The organism is Sphingopyxis sp. BSN-002 (genome assembly GCF_022024275.1).
Lineage (GTDB): Bacteria > Pseudomonadota > Alphaproteobacteria > Sphingomonadales > Sphingomonadaceae > Sphingopyxis.
This window is the reverse complement of the sequence record NZ_CP091804.1, coordinates 1,414,917-1,432,415: the sequence shown is the minus strand read 5'-3', so window position 1 is coordinate 1,432,415 and position 17,499 is coordinate 1,414,917. Positions and strand designations below refer to the sequence as shown.

The 17,499-nt window shown below is 65.3% G+C and carries 19 protein-coding genes and 1 riboswitch; of the genes, 9 read left to right on the top strand and 10 right to left on the bottom strand.

Going from position 1 to position 17,499, the window contains the following annotated elements:
• The first annotated feature begins 85 nt into the window (after positions 1–85).
• The gene (locus tag L7H23_RS07085; RefSeq protein ID WP_237838643.1) at positions 86–1,192 is read left to right on the top strand and encodes a tetratricopeptide repeat protein; all 1,107 of its coding nucleotides are present in this window, start codon (positions 86–88) and stop codon (positions 1,190–1,192) included.
• 46 nt (positions 1,193–1,238) lie between these two features.
• Positions 1,239–1,985, top strand: a complete 747-nt coding sequence (locus tag L7H23_RS07080; protein WP_237838642.1) for a glutaminyl-peptide cyclotransferase — start codon at positions 1,239–1,241, stop codon at positions 1,983–1,985.
• On the opposite strand, the gene L7H23_RS07075 is transcribed toward L7H23_RS07080, so the two are convergent.
• The 5 genes from L7H23_RS07075 to L7H23_RS07055 form a co-directional block, all read right to left on the bottom strand.
• Complete coding sequence (locus tag L7H23_RS07075; RefSeq protein ID WP_237838641.1) at positions 1,982–2,194, bottom strand: hypothetical protein; 213 nt, start codon at positions 2,192–2,194, stop codon at positions 1,982–1,984. The genes L7H23_RS07080 and L7H23_RS07075 overlap by 4 nt on opposite strands.
• Positions 2,191–2,670 carry a DJ-1/PfpI family protein gene (locus L7H23_RS07070; RefSeq protein WP_237838640.1) on the bottom strand — a complete coding sequence of 160 codons (480 nt, stop codon included), beginning with the start codon at positions 2,668–2,670 and terminating at the stop codon, positions 2,191–2,193. Before L7H23_RS07070 ends, L7H23_RS07075 begins: the two co-directional genes overlap by 4 nt.
• Before the next feature lie 20 nt (positions 2,671–2,690).
• A riboswitch (ZMP/ZTP riboswitch) is annotated at positions 2,691–2,771 on the bottom strand.
• 32 nt (positions 2,772–2,803) lie between these two features.
• On the bottom strand, positions 2,804–3,001 hold the full coding sequence (locus L7H23_RS07065) for a hypothetical protein (protein WP_237838639.1): 198 nt from the start codon (positions 2,999–3,001) through the stop codon (positions 2,804–2,806).
• Between the two features lie 77 nt (positions 3,002–3,078).
• Complete coding sequence (locus L7H23_RS07060) at positions 3,079–3,408, bottom strand: entericidin EcnAB (RefSeq protein ID WP_237838638.1); 330 nt, start codon at positions 3,406–3,408, stop codon at positions 3,079–3,081.
• Positions 3,409–3,579: 171 nt separating this feature from the next.
• The gene (locus tag L7H23_RS07055) at positions 3,580–3,906 is read right to left on the bottom strand and encodes a hypothetical protein (protein WP_237838637.1); all 327 of its coding nucleotides are present in this window, start codon (positions 3,904–3,906) and stop codon (positions 3,580–3,582) included.
• A gap of 229 nt (positions 3,907–4,135) precedes the next feature.
• Between L7H23_RS07055 and L7H23_RS07050 the strand changes: the two genes are divergently transcribed.
• The 6 genes from L7H23_RS07050 to L7H23_RS07025 all read left to right on the top strand — a co-directional run bounded on the left by L7H23_RS07050 (position 4,136) and on the right by L7H23_RS07025 (position 11,316).
• Positions 4,136–5,122, top strand: a complete 987-nt coding sequence (locus L7H23_RS07050; protein WP_237838636.1) for a metalloregulator ArsR/SmtB family transcription factor — start codon at positions 4,136–4,138, stop codon at positions 5,120–5,122.
• A complete protein-coding gene (gene metF, locus L7H23_RS07045) occupies positions 5,119–6,060 on the top strand; it encodes a methylenetetrahydrofolate reductase (RefSeq protein WP_237838635.1) in 942 nt (313 codons plus the stop codon). Before L7H23_RS07050 ends, metF begins: the two co-directional genes overlap by 4 nt.
• Positions 6,057–7,106: a homocysteine S-methyltransferase family protein gene (locus tag L7H23_RS07040; protein WP_237838634.1), complete on the top strand. Its 1,050-nt coding sequence runs from the start codon at positions 6,057–6,059 to the stop codon at positions 7,104–7,106. The genes metF and L7H23_RS07040 overlap by 4 nt, the downstream gene beginning before the upstream one ends.
• Before the next feature lie 3 nt (positions 7,107–7,109).
• Complete coding sequence (locus tag L7H23_RS07035; protein WP_237838633.1) at positions 7,110–7,634, top strand: GNAT family N-acetyltransferase; 525 nt, start codon at positions 7,110–7,112, stop codon at positions 7,632–7,634.
• 16 nt (positions 7,635–7,650) lie between these two features.
• Positions 7,651–10,269 (top strand): methionine synthase, encoded by a 2,619-nt coding sequence (gene metH / locus L7H23_RS07030; RefSeq protein ID WP_237838632.1) that lies wholly within the window; start codon positions 7,651–7,653, stop codon positions 10,267–10,269.
• 93 nt (positions 10,270–10,362) lie between these two features.
• On the top strand, positions 10,363–11,316 hold the full coding sequence (locus tag L7H23_RS07025; RefSeq protein ID WP_237838631.1) for a right-handed parallel beta-helix repeat-containing protein: 954 nt from the start codon (positions 10,363–10,365) through the stop codon (positions 11,314–11,316).
• A 3-nt stretch (positions 11,317–11,319) separates the two neighbouring features.
• Here L7H23_RS07025 and L7H23_RS07020 read toward each other — a convergent pair whose 3' ends face one another.
• From L7H23_RS07020 to L7H23_RS07000, 5 genes are all read right to left on the bottom strand, one after another.
• Positions 11,320–11,826 carry a YbjN domain-containing protein gene (locus L7H23_RS07020; RefSeq protein WP_237838630.1) on the bottom strand — a complete coding sequence of 169 codons (507 nt, stop codon included), beginning with the start codon at positions 11,824–11,826 and terminating at the stop codon, positions 11,320–11,322.
• A gap of 87 nt (positions 11,827–11,913) precedes the next feature.
• Positions 11,914–12,237, bottom strand: a complete 324-nt coding sequence (locus L7H23_RS07015) for an accessory factor UbiK family protein (protein ID WP_237838629.1) — start codon at positions 12,235–12,237, stop codon at positions 11,914–11,916.
• 34 nt (positions 12,238–12,271) lie between these two features.
• A complete protein-coding gene (locus L7H23_RS07010; RefSeq protein ID WP_237838628.1) occupies positions 12,272–12,829 on the bottom strand; it encodes a TspO/MBR family protein in 558 nt (185 codons plus the stop codon).
• Between the two features lie 76 nt (positions 12,830–12,905).
• A complete protein-coding gene (locus L7H23_RS07005) occupies positions 12,906–13,646 on the bottom strand; it encodes a TlyA family RNA methyltransferase (RefSeq protein WP_237838627.1) in 741 nt (246 codons plus the stop codon).
• Entirely contained in the window at positions 13,646–15,688 is a 2,043-nt protein-coding gene (locus L7H23_RS07000; protein WP_237838626.1) for a thioredoxin family protein, read from the bottom strand. Before L7H23_RS07000 ends, L7H23_RS07005 begins: the two co-directional genes overlap by 1 nt.
• Positions 15,689–15,827: 139 nt before the next feature.
• On the opposite strand from L7H23_RS07000, the gene L7H23_RS06995 reads away from it, so the two are divergent.
• On the top strand, positions 15,828–17,489 hold the full coding sequence (locus L7H23_RS06995) for an alkaline phosphatase family protein (protein ID WP_237839149.1): 1,662 nt from the start codon (positions 15,828–15,830) through the stop codon (positions 17,487–17,489).
• Positions 17,490–17,499 lie beyond the last annotated feature (10 nt).

The following is a 17,499-nucleotide window of genomic DNA, read 5'->3' as shown; positions in this document are numbered from 1 at the left end:
CCTCCTTTACAACCTGTCGCGGCCAACTATTCAGAAACCGGGGCTGTTTTCAATCGGAGATGGGGGGCACTTGCAGACAATGTCGTTGTCGTCGCGGATTCTGCTGTTCTGGGCATTTCTACTGGCGCCGGTTCTTGCCGTCGGCGCGCCTGAGGCCCCGAGAGCTCCGGCCCCCCCGCCTGTCTATGCCCCCGCGCCGCCGCCGCCCGCCACCTATCGCACGGGCGTCGAAGCGGTTCAGCACAAGGACTATCGCGCTGCCGCACCCAAGCTGCCCGGCGAATGCGACGGCGGTGACGGTCAGGCCTGCTCCTATCTCGCGGAGCTTTACCAGAAGGGGGTTGCCGTGGCGCGCGACGCCGGTCGCGCCGACGCATTGCTCGTCCGCTCGTGCGAGCTCGGCTATATGAGGGGGTGCAACAATCTCGCCGTATTCCGCTTCGCCAGCGCCACGACCGATGCCGAAAAGGCTGCGACGACGCCGTTCCTTGAAAAGGCGTGCGAGGGCGGCGAGGGAATGGGCTGCTCGAACCTCGGCTTCCGATACGAACGGGGCATCGGCGTCGCCAGGGACGAGACGCAGGCGCGGACGCTCTACATTCGTGCGTGCGAGCAGGGTGATGCCGAGGGCTGCAACAATGCGGCGATCGCCTACGACCATCCGATCGGCGGACCGCGCGACGCGGTTGCGGCGCTGGCCGCCTATCGCCGCGCGTGCGATCTCGATCGCATCGACAGCTGCTTCTGGGCGGCGGTGGCGGTGGAAAAGGGCAGCGGAACCGCAGCCGACCTTCCGCGCGCGATGAAGGATTATTCGGCGCTTTGCGATCGCGGGCACGGCCGCTCGTGCGCGGCGCAGGGATGGGCGCTCGATCAGACGCTCGGCGGAAAGGAAAACAAGGCGCTGGCCCGCACGGCCTATGAAAAGGCATGCGAGCTGAAATATGGCGGCGGATGCAATTCGCTGGGGCTGCTGCACGAATATGGGCGCGGCGGACCCGCGAATGTCGTGATCGCGGCGCAATTCTTCGATCGCGGCTGCGAGATCGGCGATGCGAACGCGTGCGTCAACATGTCGCGCCTCTATCGCACGGGACGCGGCGTCTCGCTCGATCAGGGCACCGCCATCACCTACCTCGATCGCGCCTGCGAGCTCGGCTCGGCTGCCGCCTGCAAGCAATTGCGCCGTTGAGGCTTCGGCCATTGCCAGTTCATCGGGATGGTCGTAGCCGGGAGCGATGATGCTGTTTCTTGCCCTTGCCGCCGCCGCTGCCGATCCTGCGCCGGTCGAGCGCTGCGGCTATCGCATCGTCCAGAGCTATCCGCACGACGCGACCAGTTTTACCCAGGGCCTGTTCTGGGAGGACGGGCATCTTTACGAGGCCACCGGCCAGTATGGCCGCTCGCGCGTGGCGCGGCTCGATCTCAAGACCGGCCGCGCGCTGATCCAGACGAAGCTGCCGGCCGACCAGTTCGGCGAGGGCATCACGCGCTGGCGCGACCAGATCATCGGGGTCACCTGGCAGAATGGCGAAGGCCACAGGTGGGCGATCAAGGACCTGAAGCCGCTCGGAAATTTCAGATATGAGGGTGAGGGTTGGGGCGTCACCATGGTCGGCGACAGCCTTGTTCTCAGCGATGGATCGCCGGACCTCAAGTTCTTCGATCCCGCCACCATGACGGAGCAGAAGCGTATCACCGTACGCTTCGACGGGCGCCCGCTGGCGATGCTGAACGAGCTCGAGACGATCGACGGTCAGGTCTGGGCCAACGTCTGGATGACCGATTTCATCGTCCGCATCGACCCGGCGACCGGTGAGATTGTTTCGCTGATCGATCTGGCGGGACTCAAGGCTGATGCCGGCGCGAAAGGTACTGACAGCGTCCTCAACGGCATTGCATGGGACGCGAAGAAGAAGCGCCTGTTCGTCACCGGCAAATATTGGCCCAAACTCTACGAGATCGCGCTCGCCGACTGCCGCTAGGCCCGGAGCGCCGCCTCCATCCGGGCTGCAGCGGCGTCATAGACGCGGGCTTTCAGCCCTTCGGTGATCGCCTGCGGCGTGCGATCGGGATGGCCGCCCGCAAAGGGCGGGGCGGGGTCATACTCTATCGCAAGCTGGATCGCCTGCGCGACCGCATCGCCCTTGATCCGTGCGATCAGCGTCAGCGCGAAATCCAGCCCCGAAGTCACGCCGCCGCTGGTAACGACATTTCCGTCCTCGACGATCCGCGACGCCTCATGCGTCGCGCTGACGAGCGGGAGCAGTGGGTATAGCCCCAATGGGTCGTCGCGCGCCGGCCTTCGAGCAGTCCGGCGCGGCCGAGCAGAAAGGCGCCGGTGCACACGCTCGTGACCCACCCGGCGCCCGCGGCCTGTCGCGCGATGAAATCGATCGTTGCGGTATCGCCTAGCGCGTCGGTCACGCCATGCCCGCCGGGGACACACAGGATATCGGCCTGCGGCGCAGAAGCGAAATTATGCGTCGGCAGGATCGAAAAACCGCTGTCGGTCGTGATCGGATCGAGGCTTGCCGCCGCGCCGACAAGCACCGCGCCGGGCATCCGGCAGAGCGCTTGTGCGGGTGCCGTGAAATCGAGCTGGGTGATACCCGGGAAGAGCAGGAAAACGACTGTGGTCTGCGGAGCGGTGTCGGGCATATCGGTCATGCGGATGGTCCTTCGCTGGCGTGGATCACCCAGGCGCGCGGCTCGCATCGGTTCCGCTTCCCGATGGAACTCCATCTTCAGCGCCAGTCGCGGAACGTCACCCTTCTAGTCGCGGTGCGACCGGGTGGAAAGGCTATTTGGCGGCTTCTCCGGCCGCTGCCGCCTCGTCGGCCTTCGGTGCAGTGCCGTCGCGGCTTTCGAGCATTTCTGCCGCATCGTCGAGTGCTTTTGCCTCGCTGACGGTTACGCCGCCGGGGCCGGGCTCATTGTCGGTACGGCTGCACCCCGCGAGGATCAGGGCGAAGGCGAGAACCGGCCATATGTATCGCATCGTCCGCTCCAGCGAAAAGGGGCCCCATCCGTAAAGGATGGAGCCCCCCGATAACAGCCCGAAGGCGTGCCCGCGACTTACTTCTTGTCGTTGGCTTCGGCCTTCTTGGTTTCTTCGGCGATCTTGTCGCCAGCCTTCGAGGCAGCGTCGCCCGCAGCGGCTGCGGTGCCTTCGACGACGTTGCCGGCCTTGTCGGCGGCGCCTTCGACGGCCGCGCCGGCATCCTTGGCGGCATCGGCGGTCGCATCGGCTGCGTTGCTTGCGGCGTCGGCGGCGGCATCGCCCGCGGCGGCGGCGTCGTCAGCGGCCGATGCGGCGGTGTCGGCGGCAGCGTCCTGGGTCTTTTCCGAGCAGGCGGTAAGGCTGAAAGCCGCAGCGGCCATCGAGGCGAGAATGATCTTGCGCATGGATTTTCCTTTCGAATTCCAATGGCCGGGGGACCAGCCATCAACGCAGAGAATTAGCTGCCGATCAGGGGCTTGGCAACAAGCGAGCGGAGCGGTCCGTTCCAAAAGAAAAAGGGCCGCCGGCGCGAGCCGGCGACCCCTTTTCGTCCAGCCGAAGGCCGGAAAAGAAGCTTACTTCTTGGCTTCTTCGGCAGCAGCCTTGGCGTCCTTGGCAGCGTCGGTCGCTTCCTTGGCAGCGCCGGCAGCTTCAGCAGCCTTGTCGCCAGCAGCGGCGGTGTCGCCGGCAGCGGCAGCGGCGCCTGCGTCCTTGGCAGCGTCGCCAGCGGTCGCAGCGGCGTCGGCGGCGCCTTCGGCGGCCTGCATCGCCCCGTCAGCGGCACCTTCGGTGGTTTCGGTCGCCGGGGTTTCGGTGGTGGCGGTGTCAGCAGCCTTTTCGCCGCAAGCAGCAAGGCCCATCGTGGCGGCCAGAACGAGCGACAGAGTGATCGATTTCTTCATTTTGGGAATACCCCTCTCGGTTGAATGAGCGACCGGCACAGGGACCAAATCGCTCCCGAGAACTGCCAATCGCGCGCAGAATTACCGGTTCGCCGGAATCGGCGCAACGACCTTTTTTCGGGTAGCTGGCGCGTTTCGTCGCAATTTTGCGTCGACGAGGCAGGACGCCGCGAAATCTGCGCGTCGCCGCTGGTTGACTGCATATAAAGAAATCTTTATATCTGTATCCGTGACCGAGCTGATCGATATTTTCCGGGCGCTGGCCGACCCTACGCGGCTGCGAGTCGTTGCGCTTTTGCGCGAGATGGAGCTTGCCATCGGCGAACTCGCTGCCGTGCTCGACCAGAGCCAGCCGCGCGTGTCGCGCCATGTCCGCATTCTTGCCGAGGCGGGGATTGTCGAACGGCGGCGCGAGGGAAGCTGGGTCTTCCTGCGCATTTCAGAAAATGGCCCGGTCGGCGAGATTGTCGGGCAGGCGGAAAGCTGGCCCTATTCGGCGCGCGAGGCGCTGGTCATCGCGCACGACGCGCGCCGCCTCGCCGCAGTGCGCGAGGAGCGCGCGGCCGCCGCCGCACGTTATTTCGCCGAACATGCGGCCGAATGGGATGCGATCCGCTCGCGCCACATTGCCGAGAGCGAAGTCGAGGCGGCGATGCTGGCGATGATGCACAACCGGCGGCTCGGCCATCTGGTCGACATCGGAACCGGTACGGGCCGGATGGCGGAGATTTTCGCCCCGACCGCGCGTCGCATCACCGCGCTCGATCGCAGCCCCGAAATGCTCCGTATCGCGCGCACGAAGCTTGAGGGCCAGGCGGTACCGATCGATCTGGTGCAGGGCGATTTTCTCAGCCTGCCGCTGGCCGACGCCAGTGCCGACAGCATCGTCATCCATCAGGCACTGCATTTTGCGCACGAACCCGATCGCGTGATCGCCGAGGCTGCGCGTGTGCTGCGCGGCGGCGGTCACTTGCTGATCGTCGATTTCGCGCCGCACGAGGATGAGGAATTGCGCACGCTCGGGGCGCATGCGCGCCTCGGCTTCTCCGACGCGCAGATTCGCGGCTGGTTCGCCTCGGCCGGCCTGCTGCTTGAGACAACGCAGACGCTCGAGGGTGGCGACCTCGCGGTGAAGCTGTGGCTCGGGCGGCGGCGCAGCGACGAAGATCAGACCCCCGCGACCGAGAGCGGGCAGAATAAAAGGCTTGCCGCATGACATCGAACCTGAACTCGCTTGCCGAAGCGCGCCGCGCTGCGGCCTCGCCCCTGTTCGCAAATCTGGACGGCGATATCGGCGTCAGTTTCGAATTCTTCCCGCCGAAGACCGAGAAGATGGAGGCGCAGCTGTGGGAGACCTTCCGGACGCTTGAACCCCTCGGTCCGCGTTTCGTGTCGGTGACCTATGGTGCGGGTGGATCGACCCGCGAGCGTACCCATTCGACCGTCGCGCGCATCGCTGCCGAAAGTGCGGTCGCGCCCGCCGCGCATCTGACCTGCGTCGAGGCGTCGCGCGCCGAGATCGATGAGGTCGCGCAGGCCTATTGGGACGCCGGCGTTCGGCATATCGTCGCGCTGCGTGGCGACGTGCCCGGCGGCGAGCCCTATCGCGCGCATCCCGATGGCTATGCCAATGCGATCGAACTGGTCGCGGGGCTGAAGAGGGTCGCGCCATTCGATATTTCGGTCGCCGCCTATCCCGAAGTGCATCCCGATGCGTCGTGCGCCGAAGCCGATCTCGACAATCTGAAACGCAAGCTCGATGCCGGTGCGACGCGCGCGATCACGCAATTCTTCTTCTCGCCCGAGGCGTTCCTCCGCTTTCGCGATACGGCGGCGGCGGCGGGGATCGACGCGCCGATCATTCCGGGCATCCTGCCGGTGTCGAATGTCTCGCAGACGAAGCGGATGGCCGACATGTGCGGCACCGCGATCCCGTCGTGGATGGTGTCGCTGTTCGAGGGGCTCGACGATCTGCCGGCTGCCCGCCAGCTCGTCGCCGCGACGATCGCCGCCGAGATGAGCCGCCGTCTCTATGCCGGCGGCGTGCGCGATTTCCACTTCTATACGCTCAACCGCGCCGAGCTCAGCTATGCTATCTGTCACCTTCTGGGCCTGCGCCCGCAGGCGGCGCCCGCGACGGAGAAAGCCGCATGACCGGTGCAAGAGAAGCCCTGCAGGCGGCGGCAAGGGAGCGCATCCTGCTCACCGACGGCGGCTGGGGTACCCAGATCCAGCTCAAGAAGCTGACCGAGGCCTGCTATGCGGGCAATCTCGGCCTGTCGCACGACCAGAAGGGCAACAACGACATCCTCGCGCTGACGCGTCCCGATGTCGTTACCGCGATCGGCGAATCCTATCTGGCGGCAGGGTCGGATATCGTCTCCACCAACACCTTCAGCGCGAACCGGATCAGCCAGGCCGACTATGGTGCCGAAGCGCTCGTTGCCGACATCAACATCGAAAGCGCGCGTCTCGGCCGCGAGACTGCGGTGAAATATGAGGCGCTCGACGGCCGTCGCCGCTTCGTGGCGGGTGCGGTCGGGCCGACGAACAAGACGCTGTCGCTGTCGCCCGACGTCAACAATCCGGGTTTTCGCGAGATCGATTTCGACGAGCTGAAGGACGTCTATCTGGAGCAGGTCGTCGCGCTCGCCGAGGGCGGGGCGGATTTCATCCTGATCGAGACGATCTTCGATACACTCAATGCCAAGGCCGGGATTGCCGCGACGATCGAAGCCGAAGCAAAGGTCGGCCGCGAATTGCCGCTGATGATCTCGATGACGCTCACCGATCTCAGCGGTCGCAACCTGTCGGGGCACACGGTCGAGGCGTTCTGGTATGCGGTGCGCCATGCGAAGCCGCTGACGATCGGGCTTAACTGCTCGTTCGGCGCGGCCCAGCTCCGCCCGCATGTGAAGGTCCTGTCCGAACTCGCCGATGCGCTGGTCATGGTCTATCCGAACGCGGGCCTGCCCAACGAACTCGGGGAATATGACGAGCTGCCCGAGACGACCGCCGAGCTCGTCCGCGAATGGGCCGAGCATGGTCAGGTCAACATCCTGGGCGGCTGCTGCGGTTCGACCCCGGCGCACATCGCCGCGATGGCGAAGGCGATCGAGGGGCTTCCTGCGCGGAAAATTCCCGAGGTGGCAGTACGCACCCGGCTCGCGGGGCTTGAACCCTTCACGATGGCGGCCTGAACCGTGACCGACATTCCGACATGGACGATCCGGGAGGCCGGAACCGATGATGCTGCGGCGCTCGCGCTGATCGGTGCGGCGACCTTTCTGGAAACCTTTGCCGGCATTCTGGATGGCGATGCGATTGTCGGTCATTGCGCCGCGCAGCACAGTGAGGCCGCCTATCGTGCCCATCTGGCCGCCGGCGCGCACGCCTGGATTGCCGAAGCGCAGCCGGGAGGAGCGCCGATCGGCTTCGCCCTCGTCGGCAAGCCCGATCTTGCCGCTGCGGAGGAGGGCGATATCGAACTGAAGCGCATCTATTCGCTGTCGCGCTTTCACGGGACGGGGCTTGGCGCCGCGCTGATGGCGCAGGCGCTGGAGGCCGCGAGCGGATGCCGTCGCCTTCTGCTCGGCGTCTATGCGCGCAACGAGCGTGCGCTCGCCTTTTACCGCAAACAGGGATTCGCCGATCTCGGTACCCGCCAGTTCAATGTCGGCGGCAAGCTCTACGACGATTTCGTCCTTGCCCGCCCGCTCGCCGCCTGATGACCGGAATTTTTCGATGACCACCGCTGCCTCTTCCACCTTCGTCAACATCGGCGAGCGCACCAACGTCACCGGTTCCGCGGCGTTCAAGAAACTGATCCTTGCCGACGACTACACCGCGGCGGTCGAAGTCGCGCGCCAGCAGGTCGAGAATGGCGCGCAGGTCATCGACGTCAATATGGATGAGGGTCTGCTCGACTCCGAATATGCGATGACGACCTTCCTGAAGCTCATCGCCGCCGAGCCCGACATCGCGCGGATCCCGGTGATGATCGACAGCTCGAAATGGGACGTGATCGAGGCGGGGCTGAAATGCGTTCCCGGCAAGCCGATCGTCAATTCGATCAGCATGAAGGAAGGCGAGGAGCCGTTCCTGAACCACGCCCGCAAATGCATGGCCTATGGCGCCGCGGTTGTCGTGATGGCGTTCGACGAGGTCGGGCAGGCCGATACGAAGGAGCGCAAGGTCGAGATCTGCGAGCGCGCCTACAAGCTTCTCATGACGATCGGCTTCCCGCCGGAGGATATCATTTTCGATCCGAATATCTTCGCCGTGGCAACGGGGCTTGAGGAACATGACAATTATGCCGTCGACTTCATCGAGGCGGTGAAGGAAATCCGTGTCCGCTGCCCGCACGCGCATTTCTCGGGCGGCCTTTCGAACCTGTCGTTCGGTTTTCGCGGCAACGAGACGGTGCGCCGCGCGATGCACAGCGTCTTCCTCTATTATGCGATCCCGGCCGGGCTCGACATGGCGATCGTCAACGCCGGCCAGCTCGACGTCTACGACACGATCGACCCGGAGCTCCGCACCGCGTGCGAGGACGTCATCCTCAACCGCAAGGTCGAAGGCGAGGAACTGAGCCCCACCGAGCGCCTCATCGCGCTTGCCGAACGCTATAAGGGCACCAACGCTGCGCAGGAAAAGGCGGCCGAGGAATGGCGCGGCTGGGAGGTGCGCAAGCGGCTCGAACATGCGCTGGTCAAGGGCATCGACGCGCATATCGTCGACGATACCGAAGAGATGCGGCAACAGATGGACCGACCGATCGAGGTGATCGAAGGCCCGCTGATGGACGGAATGAACGTCGTCGGCGACCTGTTCGGATCGGGCAAGATGTTCCTGCCGCAGGTCGTGAAGTCGGCGCGCGTGATGAAAAAGGCGGTCGCGCACCTGTTGCCCTTCATCGAGGCCGCGAAGGAACCCGGCGCGAAGGGCAAGGGCAGGGTTGTGATGGCGACCGTCAAGGGCGACGTCCACGATATCGGCAAGAACATCGTGGGGGTCGTGCTCCAGTGCAACGGATTCGAGATCGTCGACCTGGGCGTGATGGTGCCGTGGAGCAAGATCCTCGAGGCGGCGAACGAGAATGATGCCGACATGATCGGCCTCTCGGGTCTGATCACGCCGTCGCTCGACGAGATGGTGACGGTGGCCGAGGAAATGCAGCGCGCGGGCATGACCATGCCGTTGCTGATCGGCGGCGCGACGACGTCGAAGGTCCACACCGCGCTGCGGATCGATCCCGCCTATCAGGGGCCGGTGCTCCATGTGCTCGACGCGAGCCGCGCGGTCGGTGTCGCGACGTCGCTGGTCAGCGACACCGGGCGCGATGCTTATGTGCAGGGTTTCAAGGACGATTATGCACACGTCCGCGACGTGCGCGCGGGCAAGGGGCAGAGCGTGCTGCTGAGCCTCGAAGAGGCGCGCGCCAACTATTACGACGCCTATCTCAGCGACAAGCCCGCACCGCCGTTGCAGCCGGGGCTGCATCGCTTCGACGACTGGTCGCTCGAGGACCTGCGCGAATGCATCGACTGGACGCCCTTCTTCCGCGCATGGGAGCTCCATGGCACTTACCCCTCGATCCTCGAGGATGATGTCGTCGGTGAAACCGCGGTGGCGCTCAAGGCGGATGCCGACGCGATGCTCGACAAGCTCATTGCCGAAAAATGGCTGACTGCCCGCGGTGTCTGCGCCTTCTGGCCCTGCGCGCGCGACGGCGACAGCGTCACGATCCATATCGCCGACGAGGAACGCCATGTGACGCTCCCCTTCCTCCGCCAGCAGATCAAGAAGAGCCGCGACCGCGCCAATATGTGCCTCGCCGACTTCATCGATCCGGCCGGCGACTGGATGGGCGGCTTTGCGGTGGGCATCCACGGCATCGAGCCCTATTCGGAGCGCTTCCGCGCCGACAAGGATGATTATTCGGACATCCTGCTGAAAGCGCTCGCCGACCGTTTTGCCGAGGCTTTTGCCGAGCGGCTGCACCAGCATGTCCGTACTGAATTATGGGGCTATGCGCCCGGCGAGCAACTGACCAACGAGGCGCTGATCAAGGAAGAATATCGCGGTATCCGTCCGGCGCCCGGCTATCCAGCGTGCCCCGATCACAGCCTGAAGCCGATCCTGTTCGACCTGCTCGCGGCGGGCGACAATGCCGGCCTGGTGTTGACCGAAAGCTTTGCGATGCTGCCGACGGCGGCGGTCAGCGGCTTCTATTTCGGCCATCCCGAAAGCCAGTATTTCGGCGTTGCGCGGATCGGGAGCGACCAGCTCGAAGATTATGCGCAACGCCGCGGGGTCGACCTCGAGACCGCGACGCGGTGGCTCCGTCCGAATCTCGATTAACCGGCCATGGCGCGCCTGTCCGATAAGGGGACAGGCGCGCGGTTAACCAGCTTCGCCAACGACTTGCGCCGCGATAACGGCTATGGTCGGGCCATGCTCAAGCTGATCCTCCGCCGGCCGTTGCTGCCGCTGCTCGCCCTTCCATTGCTTCTTGCGCCGGTGCCGCTGCCCGCGCAGACGAGCGATGCGCCCTTCAGCGTCGATGGTCGCGGCTTCGGACGGCTGCAGGATGCGGTCGACGCGATCGGCGACGGCGAGGGCACGATCCGCATCGCCCCCGGTTATCACCGCGACTGTGCGGTCCAGACGGCGGGCCGCATCGCTTTCGTCGCGGCGGAGCCCGGCCGTGCGATCTTCGACGGCGTGACCTGCGAGGGCAAGGCGGCGCTCGTGCTGCGCGGCAATGGCGCGCGCGTCGATGGCATCGTCTTCCAGAACATGCGTGTGCCCGACGGCAACGGCGCCGGCATCCGGCTCGAGAAGAGCAATCTGGAGGTCGTCAATTCGATGTTCCGGAGCAGCGAGGAAGGTATTCTCACGGCCGACGATCCCGACAGCATGTTGACGATCGACCGCTCGACCTTCTCGCGCCTCGGCCGCTGCGACCGCGGGCTCAGCTGCGCACATAGCGTTTATACCGGCCTCTATGGCCGCGTCGTCGTGACGCACACGCGTTTCGACAAGGGCACGGGCGGCCATTATCTCAAGACCCGCGCAAAGCAGGTCGAGATCAGCGATAACAGTTTCGACGATACGCAGGGCACCGCGACCAATTACATGATCGACCTGCCGTCTGGTTCGGTCGGCAGCATCACGAACAATCTGTTCGTGCAGGGCCGCGACAAGGAAAATTATTCGGCGTTCATCGCTGTCGCGGCCGAAGATCGCGGCAATCCGTCGCGCGGCCTGTCGATCAGCGGCAACCGCGCGAGCCTGCCCGCCGACACGGGGCGCAAATCCTTCTTCGTCGCCGACTGGAGCGGCGAGGCGCTGGCGATCGGCGCGAACCAGCTCGGGCCGGGCCTGCAGCGCTTCGAAAAGCGCTGAGGCCTATGCCTCGCCGCGCGTTTCGATGAGCGATGCGGCGAGGGCTTCGGCGGGGGTCTTGCCGCCCCACAGCACGAACTGGAACACCGGGTAAAAGCGCTCGCATTCGTCGATCGCGCTTTCGATCAGCGTCTCGGTGAGGTCGAGCGGCAATTGTGCGTCGCTGCCGAGCAGCATGCCGTGACGGAACAGGATCGTGCCGCTGTTCGACCAGAGTTCGAAGTGGCCGAGCCATAGTTGCTCGTTGATCATCGCCAGCGCTTCGTGTGCAACGGCGCGCTTGTCCTCGACGACGCGGATGTCGGGAAAGGCCAGCAGCTGGATCACCCCGTCGTCGGGGCGCCACACTGCGCGCAGCTCATAGGTTGTCCAGCTGCCCTGTGCGGTTGCGACGATCTCGTCCTCGCCGACCATCTCGTGCGGCCAGTCGTGCGCAGCGAAATAGGAAGCGATCATGTCGATCGGCGCCGCTTCCTGGCTATCATCATCGTCGTAGATATCGTCGCTCATGCGAGCGCCCTTAGACCGAAAGCGGCCGAGACGCGAGTCCGCGTCCCGCCGCTTTCGGGGACTGTCCTGTGCATAAACGGGCTTGCGTCAGGCCTTGGGCTTGCGTGGGGCAGGCTTTGCGGCCGGCTTGGCAGCGGGCTTCGCTGCCGCCTTGGGAGTGGCGGCGGGCTTGGCGGCCCCTTCCAACTTGTCGAGACGCGCCTTCAGCGCTTCGGCTTCGCCGCGCGCCTTCGCGGCCATTTCCTTCACCGCCTCGAATTCCTCGCGGCTGACGAAGTCCATGCGGCCGACGAATTCCTTCGCGCGCTCGCGCATCGCGGCCTCGGCCTCGCGGCCGGCGCCGGCGACGGTTCCGGCGATGCCGTTGATCATCTTGGCCAGATCGTCGAAAATCCGGTTTTCGCTTTGCATTTCATTTCCTTCCAGGGGGAGAACCCCTTGCCCTTTATCCTATCTGGGTAGTCGCGGCGGGGACGACAACCCCCTTGTTCTCCGCATCCGGATTGCGCTGGTCGATCTGGAAGTTGAGGATCGTCGCGAAACAGAGCCAGGCGATATAGGGCAGGAGCAGCCACGCGGCGGCCTTGCGGATCGGCGAAAAGGCAAAGAAGGTCGCGACCGTCACCATCAGGATGAAGATGATCAGATACAGCGCACTCGTCACCTGGTGTGCGCCGAAGAAGAGCGGCGACCAGGCGAAATTGGCGATCAGCTGGACGAAGAACAGCAGCAGTGCAAAGCCGCGCCCCTTCGCGCCGCGCGCGTGGAGCACCATCGCAAGCGACAGGCCCATGCAGATATAGAGGATCGTCCACGCGACCCCGAAAACCCATCCTGGCGGAACGATGCTTGGCAGGTCGAGCGCGGCGAACCACCGGTTGCTGTAGCCGCTGTTCGACAGCAGGCCCATCGCGGTGCCGATCAGCACGATCGACGGCACGGTGACCATCGCCCAGCGCCAATAGGACATGCGTAACTGGCCGGGCGTAGCAATCTCGGTCATGCGGATATGGTCCCTGAATCCTTGAACGCGTCTGCGATTCTGCGGTGAACAGATGTCGCGGCTGTTATTTCCGCCGTCAAGCGCTTCGCCGCATCGCAGCAATCAGGAATTCGACATTGCCTTCGGGTCCGGTGATCGGGCTTTCGACCAGATCGAGCACATCCCAGCCTTCGCCGTTCAGCCAGTCGCGAACCTCGCTGCAGACGCGTTCGTGCACCGCGGCGTCGCGCACCACGCCCCTTTTGCCGACCTCGTGCCGTTCGGCCTCGAACTGGGGTTTGATCAGCGCCACCATGCGCGCGCCGTCCTTCGCGAAGCTCATCGGCACCGGCAGCACCTTGGACAGCGCGATGAAGCTCGCATCGCAAACGATCAGATCGACCGGTTCCGGGATGTGGTTAGATGTCAGGGTGCGCGCGCTGGTCTGTTCGTGCACGATCACACGTTCGTCCTGCCGCAATTTCCAGGCAAGCTGGTTGGTGCCCGAGTCCACTGCATAGACGCGCGCGGCGCCGCGGCTCAGCAATACGTCGGTGAAGCCGCCCGTCGACGATCCGACGTCGATCGCGATCGCGCCGGTGACGTCCCAGCCGAGATGCGTCAGCGCATGATCGAGCTTGATCCCGCCGCGCGACACCCACGGATGGTCGCGGCCCTTCACGCTGACTTCGGCATCGTCCGCGATCTGCTGTCCGGCCTTGTCGATCTTGCGGTCGCCGACGAAGGCGAGTCCGGCGAGAATCAGCGCCTGCGCACGCGTCCGGCTTTCGACGAGGCCGCGGTCGACGAGCAGCTGGTCCGCGCGCTGCTTTGCCATCAGCCGCCGGCCTTGCCGGTCAGCAGGCCGGGGGTAAGGATCTGCGGCAGGATCTCGGGCTCCGCCGCGTCCGGTTTGTACCAGAGATAGAGCGGCACGCTGTTGCGGCCATGCTCGGCAAGCGTGCGCGTGATGACCGGGTCGCCGTTGGTCCAGTCGCCGACGAGCGTCAAGACGCCGGCCTTGTCGAATGCCGCCTGCACCGCTTCCCGGTTGATCGCGCCCGCTTCGTTGGCCTTGCACGACAGGCACCAGTCGGCGGTGAAATAGACGAAGACCGGCTTGCCTGACGCCCGCGCCTTCGCAAGCGCCTCCGGGGTAAAAGTATCGCCGCGCACTTCGGCCGACGCTGCGGATGGGGTGGCCGTTCCCACCTGGTAAGCAAGGGCGCCCACGGCGACCAGCGGGACCAGCAGCAACAGTTTGCCGACGTGCCCGCGGTCGGGCCCTTTCATCCAATGACGATAGAGTCCGACGAAGCCGACGCTGGCGGCGAGAGCGCTGATCAAATCGCCCCAGCGCAAGCCTTCCACCTGCTGCGTCAGCAGCCAGCCAAGCGCCACGGCCGTCAAACCCATCGGCACGGCCATCCATTTGCGGAAGGTTGCCATCCATGGCCCGGGTTTCGGCAGGCGGTTGCGAAGGCCGGGAACGAACCCGACGGCGAGGAAGGGAAGGGCAAGGCCGAGGCCGAGGCCGCCGAAGACCGGCAGCGCTGCCCACGCTGGCAGCACGAGCGTCGCGCCGAGCGCTGCGCCCAGCAAGGGCCCGCTGCACGGCGTCGCGACGAAGGCTGCAAGCGCGCCGGTCCAGAAGCCGCCCGCCGCGCCGCCCTGACTTGCGAGCTTCTGGCCGCCACCGAACGACGGCAGCTCATAGGCGCCCGCAAGGTTGAGCGTGATGGCGACGGCAAGGAGCATCAGGATGAACACGCTGACCGGGTGCTGCAGCTGGAAGGCCCAGCCGACCTGCTCGCCCGCCGCCCGCAACGCCAGCAACGCCCCGCCGAGCAGCAGCGCCGTGACGACGGCGCCCGCAGTATAGGCGAGCGCCTCGACCTTGGCGTCGCGGGCATCGCCGCCGGACCGGGCGAGGCTCAGCGCCTTCAGGCTCAGGATCGGAAAGACGCAGGGCATCAGGTTGAGGATCAGCCCGCCGAGGATCGCGCCGCCGAGCGCGGTCCAGAAAAGTGCCATATCGATCCCGCTGCCGCGCATCGCGATCGGCTCGCCCGCGGCAGGCACGGTTCCGGGGTTGAAATCGACCGTCAGCCCGCGCCCGTCACCCGACTTCACCAGTGCCGCCACCGGCCCTGCCGCGTCGCCCTTCGCGCGGGTCTCGATGACGATCCAGTCGCCGTTGCGGCTGAAGCGTTGCGGCGCGGCATAGTCGGCGACATTCTGGGTTTCGAGAAACAGGTGCGGCGCGTCGAGCGCGGTTCCTTCCGGTAGCGGAACCGCAAAGCGCAAGATTTCTCCCTTGCGTTCCCATGTCCCCGGCCGGTCGAGCGGCTGCGGCAATCTGGCGCGCCACTGGTCGAATTGGGTGCGCGAAGCGGCTCCGATTTTCCCGTCGCCGGCTTTCATGGCAACCGAAATCACGGCCTTTTCGGGCACGCACAATTTGTCGGAACAGACGAGCCACCGCGCGAGGCCGGTCAGGGTCAGGTCGGTGCCCGGCGCGATGCTCCGGTCGACCTGCACATCGGCAAGCAAGGCATAGGGATGTTCGTAGGCATGGTTCATCATGCCAAACAGGGTGAGCGCCTCGGGCACCGGATAGCGGAACGGGGCGACGGTCACGCCCTCGGGCAGATTCCATTCAACCTCGAGCCCGAAACCCGCATCGCCACCGTTCAGCCAGTAACCGTGCGAGCCCTTGTCGGGGGTCATCGTCAGCGCGACCGACGTTGTACTGCCGGGCGCGGGGGCGGGTGATTCGGCGACAAGTTTCGCCGTCATGTGCGGGGTCTGCGCGCGGGCAGGAGCCAGTGCCAGCCCAATCAGCGCCAAAAGGGCCAATATCGCGCGCAAAACTGTCATAAAAACCTGTCTAGGCAATTCCAAGATCCGCCTGCCGCCGTTCATCGTCTAAGGCTTGCCATATAGGCGGCTTTCGACGAGAGGACAGCCCGCGCTGACGACCCCCTATCGGAGATGCTGCCCCGTGACGTTCAAATATCTGACCACCGCCCTCGCCGCTGCTCTTTCGGTTGCCGGAACCGGTGCGGTTATCGCGCAGGATTCCGCTCCGCAGGCCGCTAGGGTGACGGCAGCGACACCCGCGCCGAAACTCGTCATCGCGATTTCCGTCGATCAGTTCTCGGCCGACCTCTTTGCCGAATATCGCAGCCATTTTACCGGCGGTCTTGCCCGGCTCGCGCAGGGCGTGGTTTTCCCTTCGGGCTATCAATCCCATGGCGCGACCGAAACCTGCCCCGGTCATTCGACGATCCTGACCGGCAATCACCCCGCGCACACCGGGATCATTGCCAACAACTATTTCGACCTGTCGGTCGCGCGCGAGGACAAGCGCATCTATTGCGCCGAGGACGAAACCCTGGCCGACACCAGCTCCAAGAGCGGCAAATATGCAGCTTCGGTGAATCACCTGCTGGTTGCCACGCTGGGCGACTGGATGAAGGCGGCGAATCCGAAAGCGCAGGTCGTCTCGGTCGCTGGCAAGGACCGCGCGGCGATCATGATGGGCGGGCGCAAGGCCGACGAACTGATGTGGCTGACGCCGACGGGGCTGACCAGCTTTCGCGGCGTTGAGCTGTCGCCGACGGCCCAGAAGGCGAGCGGCGTTATCGCGGCGGCCATCGCCGCGCCGCGCCTGGCGCTCACGCTGCCCTCCGACTGTGCCTCGCACGATATCGCGATCCCTATCGGCACCAAGGGTGTCACCGTCGGGACCGGTCGCTTCCAGCGCGACGGCGGCGATTTTCGCCGCTTCATGGCGTCGCCCGAAGCCGACGGTGCGGTGCTCGCCACCGGTGCCGCCCTGCGCGCCGCCCGCAAGATGGGCGAGGGCGATACGACCGATCTGCTGATTCTGGGCCTGTCGGCGACCGACTATATCGGTCACGGTACGGGTACCGAGGGTAGCGAAATGTGTATGCAGATGCTGGCGCTCGACCGCGAGCTCGGCGACTTCTTCGCGCGCCTCGACGCGACGGGGATCGACTATATGGTCATGCTGACCGCGGACCATGGCGGGCACGACATTCCCGAACGCAATCGCCAGAATGCCTGGCCTGCGGCCGAGCGGGTCGATAGCGCACTCGATCCGGACGCGATGGGCAAGGCCGTTGCCGAGAAGCTCGGTCTGCCGCAGCCGCTGCTCTATAGCGACGGGCCCTTCGGCGACATGTATCTGTCGAAGGCGCTGACGCAAGCGCAGCGCAAGGCTGCGCTTGCCGAATTTGTCGCGCGGTTCAGGGCGCATCCGCAGGTCGAGGCCGTCGTCACGGGCGAAGAGCTCGCGAATTATCCGATCTCGAAGCGCGCGCCGGATACCTGGACGCTGATGGACAAGCTCCGCGCCTCGTATAATCCGCAGCGCTCGGGCGACTTCCTCGTCGTGCTGAAGCCGCGGGTCACGCCGATCCCCGAATCGGGCATGGGCTATGTCGCGACGCACGGATCGGTGTGGGATTATGACCGGCGGGTGCCGATGCTCTTCTGGCGCAAGGGATTGAACGGATTCGAGCAACCGAATGCCGTAATGACGGTGGACATCCTGCCGACGCTCGCGTCGGTGATCGGTGTGCCGCTCGATATGAACAAGATCGACGGCCGCTGTCTCGACCTGATTTCGGGTCCCGAGAGCAGCTGCCGCTAAACAGAAAACG

Excerpts from the sequence above, each read along its gene's own strand:
- L7H23_RS07080 (WP_237838642.1), top strand. The coding sequence starts at position 1,239 with ATGATGCTGTTTCTTGCCCTTGCCGCCGCCGCTGCCGATCCTGCGCCG.
- L7H23_RS07070 (WP_237838640.1), bottom strand. The coding sequence starts at position 2,670 with ATGACCGATATGCCCGACACCGCTCCGCAGACCACAGTCGTTTTCCTG.
- L7H23_RS07065 (WP_237838639.1), bottom strand. The coding sequence starts at position 3,001 with ATGCGATACATATGGCCGGTTCTCGCCTTCGCCCTGATCCTCGCGGGG.
- L7H23_RS07060 (WP_237838638.1), bottom strand. The coding sequence starts at position 3,408 with ATGCGCAAGATCATTCTCGCCTCGATGGCCGCTGCGGCTTTCAGCCTT.
- L7H23_RS07055 (WP_237838637.1), bottom strand. The coding sequence starts at position 3,906 with ATGAAGAAATCGATCACTCTGTCGCTCGTTCTGGCCGCCACGATGGGC.
- metF (WP_237838635.1), top strand. The coding sequence starts at position 5,119 with ATGACATCGAACCTGAACTCGCTTGCCGAAGCGCGCCGCGCTGCGGCC.
- L7H23_RS07040 (WP_237838634.1), top strand. The coding sequence starts at position 6,057 with ATGACCGGTGCAAGAGAAGCCCTGCAGGCGGCGGCAAGGGAGCGCATC.
- metH (WP_237838632.1), top strand. The coding sequence starts at position 7,651 with ATGACCACCGCTGCCTCTTCCACCTTCGTCAACATCGGCGAGCGCACC.
- L7H23_RS07025 (WP_237838631.1), top strand. The coding sequence starts at position 10,363 with ATGCTCAAGCTGATCCTCCGCCGGCCGTTGCTGCCGCTGCTCGCCCTT.
- L7H23_RS07020 (WP_237838630.1), bottom strand. The coding sequence starts at position 11,826 with ATGAGCGACGATATCTACGACGATGATGATAGCCAGGAAGCGGCGCCG.
- L7H23_RS07015 (WP_237838629.1), bottom strand. The coding sequence starts at position 12,237 with ATGCAAAGCGAAAACCGGATTTTCGACGATCTGGCCAAGATGATCAAC.
- L7H23_RS07010 (WP_237838628.1), bottom strand. The coding sequence starts at position 12,829 with ATGACCGAGATTGCTACGCCCGGCCAGTTACGCATGTCCTATTGGCGC.
- L7H23_RS07005 (WP_237838627.1), bottom strand. The coding sequence starts at position 13,646 with ATGGCAAAGCAGCGCGCGGACCAGCTGCTCGTCGACCGCGGCCTCGTC.
- L7H23_RS07000 (WP_237838626.1), bottom strand. The coding sequence starts at position 15,688 with ATGACAGTTTTGCGCGCGATATTGGCCCTTTTGGCGCTGATTGGGCTG.